This window comes from Pseudomonas sp. BF-B-15, from assembly GCF_019946675.1.
Taxonomy (GTDB): Bacteria; Pseudomonadota; Gammaproteobacteria; order Pseudomonadales; family Pseudomonadaceae; genus Aquipseudomonas; species Aquipseudomonas migulae.
The window spans coordinates 1-11,354 of the sequence record NZ_JAGYFZ010000145.1; the positions used below are offsets into that span (position 1 = coordinate 1).

General features: G+C 60.9%; 9 protein-coding genes. 5 read left to right on the top strand and 4 right to left on the bottom strand.

Annotated features, from left to right (window positions below):
- Positions 1–229: 229 nt before the first annotated feature.
- Positions 230–2,260 carry a methyl-accepting chemotaxis protein gene (locus tag KGA97_RS27485; RefSeq protein WP_223481855.1) on the top strand — a complete coding sequence of 677 codons (2,031 nt, stop codon included), beginning with the start codon at positions 230–232 and terminating at the stop codon, positions 2,258–2,260.
- A 220-nt stretch (positions 2,261–2,480) separates the two neighbouring features.
- On the top strand, positions 2,481–2,870 hold the full coding sequence (locus KGA97_RS27490; protein WP_192227700.1) for a hypothetical protein: 390 nt from the start codon (positions 2,481–2,483) through the stop codon (positions 2,868–2,870).
- Here KGA97_RS27490 and KGA97_RS27495 read toward each other — a convergent pair whose 3' ends face one another.
- Positions 2,871–3,647: a TatD family hydrolase gene (locus tag KGA97_RS27495; RefSeq protein ID WP_223481856.1), complete on the bottom strand. Its 777-nt coding sequence runs from the start codon at positions 3,645–3,647 to the stop codon at positions 2,871–2,873.
- Positions 3,648–3,650: 3 nt separating this feature from the next.
- Positions 3,651–4,646 carry a catabolite repressor/activator gene (gene cra / locus KGA97_RS27500; RefSeq protein ID WP_008036238.1) on the bottom strand — a complete coding sequence of 332 codons (996 nt, stop codon included), beginning with the start codon at positions 4,644–4,646 and terminating at the stop codon, positions 3,651–3,653.
- Positions 4,647–4,928: 282 nt separating this feature from the next.
- Here cra and ptsP point away from each other — a divergent pair, with 282 nt between their 5' ends.
- Genes ptsP through KGA97_RS27515 form a run of 3 tightly spaced genes read left to right on the top strand, consistent with a single transcriptional unit; the run spans position 4,929 to position 10,482 of the window.
- Positions 4,929–7,790 carry a phosphoenolpyruvate--protein phosphotransferase gene (ptsP, locus tag KGA97_RS27505; RefSeq protein WP_223481857.1) on the top strand — a complete coding sequence of 954 codons (2,862 nt, stop codon included), beginning with the start codon at positions 4,929–4,931 and terminating at the stop codon, positions 7,788–7,790.
- The gene (gene pfkB, locus KGA97_RS27510) at positions 7,790–8,731 is read left to right on the top strand and encodes a 1-phosphofructokinase (protein WP_008036241.1); all 942 of its coding nucleotides are present in this window, start codon (positions 7,790–7,792) and stop codon (positions 8,729–8,731) included. The genes ptsP and pfkB overlap by 1 nt, the downstream gene beginning before the upstream one ends.
- A gap of 11 nt (positions 8,732–8,742) precedes the next feature.
- Positions 8,743–10,482, top strand: a complete 1,740-nt coding sequence (locus KGA97_RS27515) for a PTS fructose-like transporter subunit IIB (protein ID WP_223481858.1) — start codon at positions 8,743–8,745, stop codon at positions 10,480–10,482.
- Between the two features lie 221 nt (positions 10,483–10,703).
- Here the strand turns inward: KGA97_RS27515 and KGA97_RS27520 are convergent, their stop codons facing one another.
- Complete coding sequence (locus tag KGA97_RS27520; protein ID WP_223481859.1) at positions 10,704–10,955, bottom strand: bacteriocin immunity protein; 252 nt, start codon at positions 10,953–10,955, stop codon at positions 10,704–10,706.
- The coding region (locus KGA97_RS27525) for an HNH endonuclease signature motif containing protein (RefSeq protein ID WP_223481860.1) at positions 10,952–11,354 on the bottom strand (403 nt) is incomplete at its 5' end. The genes KGA97_RS27525 and KGA97_RS27520, both read right to left, overlap by 4 nt.

Here is an 11,354-nt window from a genome sequence, read left to right on the forward strand (position 1 = left end):
GGCTGCGCCTCGGTGTTTCAGGTACACCGCATCGATGCCATCGCCGGCAAGCCGGCTCCTACAAGGTCTGTAATGGCAAGACGGGGCGTCTCGTCGGATAAGCTGCCGTTAACCTTAAGTTACAAAACCTCCCGTCGATTTAAGCTATACAGAGATAGCACTCAATAGTGGCTATCTGCTGCTTGTCTGTGCCTGCCAATAAAAATAAGAAACCCAAGGGAGACTTCCAGTGAAGAGCTTGCTCTATCCCGCCGTCGCGCTAATGAATCGCCTGAGCTTCGGCATGAAGTTCAGCCTGATCAGCGTTCTGTTCCTGGTGCCCATGCTGGTGACCAACTTTTATCTGGTGCGTGATTCCTATCGCGAATTCCAGGGCACCCGGGTGGAACTGCAGAGCCTCGACCTGCTGGGCAGCAGCCTGTCGCTTCGACGCGACCTGGAAACCCTGAACAACCTGGTGCAGATCAACGTCATCCTTGGCCAGTCCGGCAAGGCCGGTAATCTCGAATCCCAGATCACATCCCTGGAACAAAACGTTCTGGCCCGCCTGCAAGGGCTGACAGCGATGACCACCGATCCGGAACTGGTCACCGTTTTCGATGGCAAACGCGACGAAATGATCACCGCGTTCAAGGCCCAGCAAGCGGAAAACTCCCTGCAAAGTAAAAGTGCGCTGATCGGCAAGTTGCTCGGCAATGCACAGATTTTCAGCCAGATCATCGCCAGCCAGGCGGGTTTGAGCCGTGACAATCAGAGCGACATGCGTCAGCTCACCGAACTCATCACCAATGTCACGCCGCCCGTCACCCAGACGTTGGGCGATGGTCGCGCCATGGGTTCCTACTCGCTGGGGCAAGGGTTTCTCAATTCGTCTTCGAGCACCCGCTTCGATGAATTGCTGGTGCAGATTGAAAAGCTGCAAGCCGAGTACGGTCTGAAGTTGCAGGATGCGCTGGGGTCGAGCAAGGCGGCACGTGAAACCCTGGCGGCGCAGGCCGAGAGCAGCAAGGCGTCGCTGAAAAAAGCCAGTGAACTGTTTGAAGAGCAGGTGGTGATGGCCGACACCCTCGATGCGCCGTGGCTGGCCTTCTACGATCAGGTCAGCGGCCTGATGGACCAGACTTACCAACTCAACGAAGCCACCCTGAAATTCCTCGACACCCAATTGCAACAACGACTGAGCCAGAACCGCACGCACATGGTCTTGCAGGCCGTGGCGCTGTCGGTGGTGTTTGTGCTGATTTTTTACCTCTACGGCGGCTTCTACGCCTCGACCCGCACTACCCTCAAGCGCCTTGGCGCGATGATGGACAAGGTCGCGGCCGGCGACATGACCGTGACTTTCAACGCCAATAGCCGTGATGAGCTGGGCGAGTTGGGCGAGGTGTTCAACGGCACGGTGAAGAAAATCCATGACTTGATCGAGCGTGTCGGTCAAACGGTCGGGGAAGTCGAGCGTCAGGCCGGTCAGGTCGAGAACGTGTCCGCCCAGAGCAACCAGGCTGTCGCGGGGCAACGCACGCAGATCGAGCAAGTCGCCACGGCGATGAACCAAATGTCGGCCACCTCACTGGAGGTGGCCCGCAGCGCCGCCGCGGCGGTCAGCAGCGCCCACAGCGTCAATGACGAAACCATCAGCGGTCGCGGGTTGGTGGAGTCTCAGCAGGGCAGCATCGCTGCGCTGGCCAGCGAGATCGATCAGTCGGTGCTGGTGATCAATCAACTGGCCAGCGACAGCCAGTCCATCAGCCGTGTGCTGGAAGTGATCAAAAGCATCGCCGAACAGACCAACCTGCTGGCGCTCAACGCCGCTATCGAAGCAGCGAGGGCAGGCGAGCAGGGGCGTGGTTTTGCGGTGGTGGCGGACGAGGTCCGGACCCTGGCCAAACGCACCCAGCAATCGACCGAAGAAATCGAACAGATGATCGCCAAACTGCACAGCGGTGTCGGTGCCGCAGTGAAGGCTATGGGCACCAGTCATCAAATGGCCAACGGCACGGTGGGGCAGTCGGAAAAGGTCCAGCAGGCGCTGGAAAACATCCTTGGCGCTGTCGGCATGATCGTCGATCAGAACCAGCAGATTGCCGCCGCCGTAGAGCAGCAGACCGCCGTGGCTCACGACATTGACCAGAACATCGTCGAGATCAACCGGGCTGGCGAACGCACCGCCGAAGGTGCGCACCAGACCGAGGACGCCAGCCGGGCGTTGTCGGCGCAGGTGGTGGAGCTCAAGCAGTTGATCAGCGCGTTCCGGGTCTGAAGAACCGCATAACCCCTGTAGGAGTGAGCCTGCTCGCGATGGCGTAGGTACATTTACCAGACCGCTATCGCGAGCAAGCTTGCTCCTACAGTTTTGTGCGTTGTCTGTAGTACTTGTTTCTTCCACAAGTAGGCGGTATCCGATTTCCCTCCAGAGTCTGGTTTTTGGTCTTCAATGAGGGATGATCCACAACCCTGACCTACTCTGAGGAGGCTCGGTTATGTCCTTCGCTACAACTGGAATCCAGGGCCATTGTGCTCATTGCGGATGCACACTCCTGCTCGAACCCTGGCAACTCAACGCCATTGCCATCCATGAAGCCTTCGCCTGTTCCCACTGTCACAAAGCCTTGCAACTGAGCGACCCGAAACAGATCAGGCGCATCAAATCCCTCGACTCGCTTGCGATGCTACGTGCGAGTACGTTGGTGATGGTCTGCACCGCGTTGCTGGTGGCGTTGGTGATGGAATGGGTGGGGATGCTCAGCGTGGTCGAGCAGCTGAATTTTTCGTTGATCGCGATTCTGGTCTACTTCGCGGTTATCCGGTTCGCCCGGCACCGGCAACACATGACGCTGATTCTGGAAGCGGCCAAGGCTCACGCCGACTGATTACCAGTTGAACAACTCACACGCATTGGCTGTGCTGACAGCCGCCAGCCGTTCAGGGCTGATCGCCATGATCGCGGCCAGCGCCGAGCAGATCGCCGGCAAATGCGCCGGGCTGTTGCGTTGACCGGGAAACATGGCGGGGGCCATGTCCGGTGAGTCGGTTTCCAGCACCACAGACTCCAACGGCAACTCGGCGAGCACCCGGTGCATGCGCAACGCCTGCGGCCAGGTCGCCGCGCCGCCCAGGCCCAGTTTGAAGCCGAGCCTGATGTACTCGCGGGCTTCTTCCTTGCTGCCGGCGAAGGCGTGAATAATCCCCGCGCGTTTCAACTTGAAGCGCTTGAGCGTGGCAATCACCGCTGCATGACTGCGTCGCACGTGAATCAGCGCTGGCAGATTGAAGTCCGCCGCCAGTTGCAGTTGCGCGTCGAACAACGTCTGCTGGCGTTCGCGGTCCAGAGTTTCGATGAAGTAATCCAGGCCAATCTCGCCCACCGCGCACAGCTGTCGGTGACCGGCCAGGCGGGTCAGCCACTCGGCGAGTTCGCGTAGGTCCTCAGGCCGATGCTCGTCCAGATACACCGGGTGCAAACCGAACGCCGCGTGCAGATCGGGATCGCTTTTCACCAGGTCCCAGACCCGCTGCCAATTGGCCTGATAAACCCCCAGCACCACCATCCGCCGCACGCCAAGGGCGCGGCTCTCGGCGAGCAGCGCCTGACGATCCTCGTCGAAGTCCGGAAAATCCAGATGAGTGTGGCTGTCGATCAGCTCCACGGTTCAGTCCTGGCGAATACGCTGCTTGAAGGTCCGCGCAATGGCTTGCACACCGGGCTGGTAATCGGACTGCTCGATGGCGGCGAGGGCCAGCTCCAGCGCTTTGTCGGCGATCAACTGGTGTTGCTGGGCCATGGCGTTGACCGGCAGCGGCAGAAAATCCAGCAACTGCGTGTCGCCGAATGTGCCGAGGCGCAGCGGGCGGTTTTTCAACGGGAAGTCGTGCAAGGCGTCGAACACACCCTGGAGCAGCACGTAGGAAGTGGTCACCAGCGCGTCCGGCAAATGCCCCAGGCGCTGAAGCATTTCTTCCATCAGTTGCTTGCCGTACTCACGGCTGAACGATTCGCCGTGTTCGATGAGGATCTCGCCTTTGAACCCGGCCAGCGCTTCCTTGAAACCGGCGGCCCGTTCCTGACTGATGCTCAGTTCGGGGCGCGCGCCGATCAAGGCGATCTGCTTGGGCAATGGATCGAGCAGGCTGCGCGTCAGTTGCAGGCTGGCTTCGCGATCATCACTGATCACCGAGCAGAAATGCTCGGGCTCCATGACCCGGTCGATGGCGATGATTGGGATGCCTTTGGCTTGCAACTGGCGGTAACTGTCGTCGCCGGACGGCAGGCAACTGGCGACGATCAACGCATCGCAGCGCCGGGCGCGGAACAGTTGCAGCAGTTGCCGTTCGCTGTCCGGCGCATCGTCGGAACTGGCGATCAGCAACTGATAACCGCGGGCCCGGGCACCTTGCTCCAGCAGCTTGGCGATACGTGCGTAACTGGGGTTTTCCAGGTCCGGCAGAATGAAACCCAGCGTGCGGGTGTGCCGACTGCGCAGCCCGGCCGCTTGCGGATTGGGCGTAAAGCCATGTTCTTCAACAACCGCGCGCACGCGCTCGACGGTGGCACTGCTGATGCGTTGCTGTTCCGCCTTGCCGTTGATGACATAACTGGCGGTGGTCACGGACACACCGGCCAGTTGGGCGATATCACTGAGTTTCAACTCGGGATTTCCTTGTTTTTCGGCCGATACTTTCGCCAATCCTACCCGATTCAGGCAGGGGACTATTGTCGCAACATATCCGACAAGTTGGACTTCAAGGATGGGACATTATCGAGTAACGTGCCAATCATTCTAGATTAAACGTTTCAGCAAGCGTATTTTCTACGCATCAGGTGCATTTGGCCGGTTCTGCCGCGAAACCGCCAAAAGTGATGATTAAGCGCCTAAGCTGACTCATTCAAAACAATACCTGGCACCTCAAGGTGCCAAAAAGGAGAAAGCATGCTCGAGCTCACTCTAGAGCAGATTTCCATGGGCCAGTCGGCCGTGGACAAGTCCGCAGCACTGCATTTGTTGGCGCAGCATCTGGTCAACGACGGCCTGGTCGCCGAAGGTTATCTCGCCGGTTTGCAGGCGCGCGAAGCCCAGGGCTCGACCTTTCTCGGTCAAGGTATTGCCATCCCCCACGGTACGCCGCAAACCCGCGACCAGGTGTTTTCCACTGGCGTGCGGCTGATGCAGTTTCCCGACGGTGTGGATTGGGGCGACGGTCAGATCGTCTACCTGGCGATCGGCATTGCGGCCAAATCCGATGAACATTTGCGCCTGTTGCAATTGCTGACCCGCGCCCTTGGCGAAACCGATCTGGGCCAGGCCCTGCGTCGCGCCAGTTCTGCCGAAGCCTTGCTGAAACTGCTGCAAGGCGCGCCGCAGGAACTGGCGCTGGATGCGCAGATGATCGGCCTCGGCGTGTCGGCCGATGACTTTGAAGAACTGGTCTGGCGCGGTGCCCGTTTGCTGCGTCAGGCGGATTGTGTGAGCAATGGTTTTTCTGCGGTTTTGCAGCAAGTCGACGCGTTGCCGCTGGGCGATGGTTTGTGGTGGTTGCACAGCGAGCAAACGGTGAAGCGTCCGGGCCTGGCGTTTGTCACGCCGGACAAACCGATGCGCTACCTCGGCCAGCCGCTCAGCGGTCTGTTCTGTCTGGCCAGCTTGGGCGAGGCGCACCAGGCGTTGCTCGAACGCCTTTGCGCGTTGCTGATCGAAGGCCGTGGCCATGAACTGGGACGCGCCACCAGCAGCCGTAAAGTCCTCGAAGTGCTCGGCGGTGAACTGCCGGCGGACTGGCCGAGCGCACGCATTGCGCTGGCCAATGCCCACGGTTTGCATGCGCGCCCGGCGAAGATCCTTGCGCAACTGGCGAAGAGTTTTGAAGGCGAAATTCGTGTGCGCATCGTCGATGGTCAAGACAGCGCGGTGTCGGTGAAAAGCTTGAGCAAACTGCTCAGCCTCGGCGCCCGTCGCGGTCAGGTGCTGGAATTCATCGCCGAGCCGAGCATCGCCGCCGATGCCTTGCCAGCGTTGTTGGCGGCAATCGAAGAGGGGCTGGGTGAAGAGGTCGAGCCTTTGCCTGCCGTGAGCCAGCAGCGTGAAGTGATCACCGAGGTGGCCGAAGTGCTGTTCGCCCCGGCGTCCGGCAGCCTGGTTCAGGCCATCCCCGCCGCACCGGGCATCGCCATCGGCCCGGCGCATATTCAAGTGCTGCAAACCATCGAATACCCGCTGCGCGGTGAGTCCGCCGCCATTGAGCGCGAGCGTCTTAAACAAGCGCTGGCGCATGTGCGTCACGACATCGAAGGCTTGATCGAGCGCAGCAAATCCAAAGCCATCCGCGAAATCTTCATCACCCATCAGGAAATGCTCGACGACCCGGAACTGACCGATGAAGTCGAGACTCGCCTCAAGCAAGGCGAAAGCGCCGAAGCGGCGTGGATGACGGTGATCGAAGCGGCGGCGAAACAACAGGAATCGCTGCAGGATGCATTGCTTGCCGAGCGTGCGGCAGACTTGCGCGATATCGGCCGTCGCGTGTTGGCGCAACTGAGCGGCGTCGAAACCCCGAGCGAACCTGATCAACCGTACATTCTGGTGATGGACGAAGTCGGTCCTTCCGACGTGGCACGTCTCGATCCGACCCGTGTCGCCGGCATTCTCACCGCCCGTGGCGGCGCCACCGCGCACAGTGCCATCGTCGCCCGTGCGCTGGGCATTCCGGCATTGGTCGGCGCAGGTGCCGCGGTGTTGCTGCTGGCGCCGGGCACGCCGTTGCTGCTCGATGGCCAGCGCGGTCGCCTGCACGTGGACGCCGATGCGGCGACCTTGCAGCGCGCCACCGAAGAGCGTGACACCCGCGAGCAACGCTTGAAAGCCGCGGCCGAACAACGTCATCAACCGGCGCTGACCACCGACGGCCATGCGGTCGAAGTGTTCGCCAACATCGGCGAAAGCGCGGGCGTCACCAGCGCGGTGGAGCAGGGTGCCGAAGGCATTGGCCTGCTGCGCACCGAACTGATTTTCATGGCCCACTCGCAGGCGCCGGACGAAGCAACTCAGGAAGTCGAATACCGTCGCGTGCTCGACGGCCTCGCCGGTCGGCCACTGGTGGTGCGCACCCTCGACGTTGGCGGCGACAAGCCGTTGCCGTATTGGCCGATTGCGAAAGAAGAAAACCCGTTCCTCGGCGTGCGCGGTATTCGCCTGACCTTGCAGCGTCCGCACATCATGGAAGCGCAATTGCGCGCCTTGCTGCGGGCCGCTGACAACCGCCCGCTGCGCATCATGTTCCCGATGGTCGGCAGCGTTGACGAGTGGCGTCAGGCGCGGGACATGACCGAGCGCTTGCGCCTGGAAATCCCCGTGGCGGACCTGCAACTGGGGATCATGATCGAAGTGCCGTCGGCCGCACTGTTGGCGCCGGTGTTGGCCAAAGAGGTCGATTTCTTCAGCGTCGGCACCAACGACCTCACGCAATACACCCTGGCCATCGACCGCGGTCATCCGACCTTGTCGGCCCAGGCTGACGGCTTGCACCCGGCGGTGCTGCAACTGATCGACATCACCGTGCGCGCGGCCCATGCCCATGGCAAATGGGTCGGTGTGTGCGGCGAACTGGCGGCCGATCCGCTGGCGGTGCCGGTGCTGGTCGGCCTCGGTGTAGACGAGTTGAGCGTGTCGGGCCGCAGCATTGCCGAGGTCAAGGCGCGCATCCGCGAACTCAGCCTGACCCAGACTCAAACCCTTGCCCAGCAGGCGCTGGCCGTGGGCAGCGCCAATGAAGTGCGCGCATTAGTGGAGGCCCTGTAATGGCCAAGATCCTGACCCTGACACTCAACCCGGCGCTGGACCTGACGGTGCAGTTGCCGCGCCTTGAGCCCGGCCAGGTCAATCGCAGCGACGAGATGCACACCCACGCCGCCGGTAAAGGCGTGAACGTGGCGCAGGTGCTGGCAGACCTCGGGCATTCGCTCACCGTCAGCGGTTTTCTCGGCGAGGACAACCTTCAGGCGTTCGAAACCCTGTTCGCCAAGCGCGGTTTTGTCGACGCGTTTATCCGCGTTCCCGGTGAGACCCGCAGCAACCTCAAACTGGCGGAAAGCGACGGGCGCATCACCGACATCAACGGTCCCGGACCCAAGGTCAGTGAAGCGGCGCAGCAGGCGTTGCTCGATCGACTGGATCAGATTGCCCCGGGGCATGACGCGGTGGTCGTGGCCGGCAGTCTGCCGCAAGGCGTCAGTCCTGAATGGTTGCAGGCGTTGGTACAGCGATTGAAAAACCTCGGCTTGAACGTTGCGCTCGATACCAGTGGCGAAGCGTTGCGAGCGGCGCTCAAGGCCGGTCCGTGGCTGATCAAACCGAACACCGAAGAGCTGGCCGAAGTGCTCGGCTGCGAGGTTGTTTCGGTTGCGGCTCAAGCCGAAGCAGCGAGCCGTTTGCATGCCCAAGGTATCGAGCACGTGGTGATTTCCCACGGTGCCGACGGTGTGAACTGGTTCAGTGTCGGTTCGGCGCTGCACGCCACGCCGCCCAAGGTCAGCGTCGCCAGCACCGTGGGCGCAGGGGATTCGTTGCTGGCCGGCATGCTTCACGGTTTGCTTAAGCCCGATACGCCGGAACAGACCCTGCGCACCGCCACGGCGATTGCGGCGATGGCGGTCACGCAGATCGGTTTCGGTATCGGCGATGCGGCGCAGTTGGCGCGGCTCGAACAGGGTGTGCGCGTGCGCCCCCTGACAGAACAATAAGAGGGTTTGTCATGAAGTTAGCCATCGTTACGGCTTGCCCCAACGGCATGGTCACCAGCGTGCTGTGCGCCCGTTTGCTCGATGCCGCGGCGCAGCGTCAGGGCTGGAGCACCAGTGTCGAAGTGGTGGATGTGGCGCACCCGGAACGCCAGTTGTCGGCGGCCACGATCGAGGCCGCCGAGTGGGTGTTGCTGGTCACTAGCGCACCGGTGGATATGTCGCGATTTGTGGGCAAGCGTGTGTTCCAAAGCACCCCGGCACACGCCCTGCAAGATGTCGAAGCGGTGCTGCGACGCGGTGCCGAAGAAGCGCAGGTTTACGCCGCAGCCGAAGCCACCGTCGAGCCTGCAGCCGTTACCAAAAGCGCTCCGCGCCTGGTCGCGATCACCGCGTGCCCGACCGGCGTTGCTCATACTTTCATGGCCGCTGAAGCCTTGCAGCAGGCGGCCAAGCGATTGGGCTATGACCTGCAAATCGAAACCCAGGGCTCGGTCGGTGCGCGCAATCCGTTGAGCGCGGCAGCGATTGCCGACGCGGACATGGTGCTGCTGGCCTGCGATATCGAAGTCGCGACCGAGCGTTTTGCCGGCAAGAAAATCTACCGTTGCGGTACGGGCATCGCCTTGAAGCAAGCCGAAGCGACGCTGAACAAAGCGCTGGCCGAAGGAAAGCAGGAAAGTGCCGCGACCGGCGCCAAAGGCCCGGCCAAACAAGAGAAGACCGGCATCTACAAACACCTGCTGACCGGCGTGTCGTTCATGCTGCCAATGGTGGTGGCGGGCGGTCTGATGATCGCCTTGTCGTTCGTGTTCGGCATCACCGCGTTCAAGGAAGAAGGCACACTCGCCGCCGCGCTGATGCAGATCGGCGGCGAGACCGCGTTCAAGCTGATGGTGCCGCTGCTGGCGGGCTACATCGCCTACTCGATTGCCGACCGTCCGGGCCTGGCGCCGGGGATGATTGGCGGCTTGCTGGCGAGCACGTTGGGTGCCGGTTTCATCGGCGGGATCATTGCTGGTTTCATCGCCGGTTACGCGGCGCAGGCGATCAACCGTTACGCGCGTTTGCCGCAAAGCCTTGAAGCGTTGAAGCCGATCCTGATCATCCCGTTGTTGGCGAGTCTGTTCACCGGGTTGGTGATGATCTATGTAGTCGGTAAACCGGTGGCCGGGATGCTCACCGGGCTCACGCATTTCCTCGACAGCATGGGCACCACCAACGCGATTTTGCTCGGCGTGTTGTTGGGCGGGATGATGTGCGTCGACTTGGGCGGGCCGATCAACAAGGCCGCTTATGCATTCTCGGTGGGGCTATTGGCGTCCCAGAGTTACGCGCCGATGGCCGCGACCATGGCCGCCGGGATGGTGCCGCCGATTGGCCTGGGCATTGCCACCTTCATTGCCCGGCGCAAGTTCGCCCAGACTGAACGCGAGGCCGGTAAAGCGGCGTTGGTGCTGGGGCTGTGTTTCATCTCCGAAGGCGCGATTCCGTTTGCCGCCAAGGACCCGCTGCGGGTGATCCCGGCAAGCATTGCCGGTGGTGCGCTGACCGGTGCGCTGTCGATGTATTTCGGCTGCAAACTGATGGCGCCGCACGGTGGATTGTTCGTGCTGGCGATCCCGAATGCGATCAACCATGCGTTGTTGTATTTGCTGGCGATTGTGGCCGGGAGTTTGCTGACGGCGGTGGTTTATGCGGTGGTCAAGCGGCCTGAGGTTGTCGAGTTGGCAATAGAACCCGTCAACGCATAATCCACCCTTGTAGGAGCCAGCTTGCTGGCGATGGCGGTATTGAAATTGTCATCGCCGGCAAGCCGGCTCCTACAGGTGTGAAGGGATCACAAAATGGGTGAGCGACACGGACCTGTAGGAGCAAGCTTGCTCGCGATAGCGGTTTCCCAGCCTGCATAGTTCCTGAGTACTAAACCGGTCTCGCTCCCACAGTCGGGCTGGTTGGTTTTCGGAGTCATGCCTCATTTCTCCTTGAACCCCGGTAAACCTTGAGTGGCACGCCATTCCTTGAGTGTGCGAGTAATACCTTCTGCCGAGTCGTCAGCGCCGTCTTCCGGGTAAAAAATCAGATCTGACCCTAATGGGTGTTCACTGATTTTTTCAAAGTGGAACACCAACGTGTCAATCTCTCTTTCCGTTCCATCGTGGCTGATGATGCTCTGAAGCAAAGCCACGAACTCGCTCTCTGTGTATTCACCGATTTTGTTTTTCATGGTTTCTGCCGGTCTTCCTTGTGGGTTACTGCGTGTTGTTTGGGTGTCATTACGCGAAGGTTATCAATATCGAAAACAGCACCTCCATGCTGGATATGTTCAATGTGATGCAATTCATAACGAGCGTTTCCGCCGTTACGCCCGGTCTTGGGGGCAAACGGGGAGTTGCCACCCAGAACGAAACTTTGATTGCTGGCCTTGAACTGGCCAAGTAGCTCGGCATCATTTCCCACAGCAGTCCAAAACGCCTTCCTGAATGCATCAAAGTCTCTGAATTTTTGCCCCCGAAGCACATCCGCAATCCGCGTTGGAATGGGCGAACCCTGCCCAGTACTGGCCCCCGCCAGCCAAATCCCCGCAACATCTTCACCCGCCCCCGTAACACCGCCCGGCTCATAC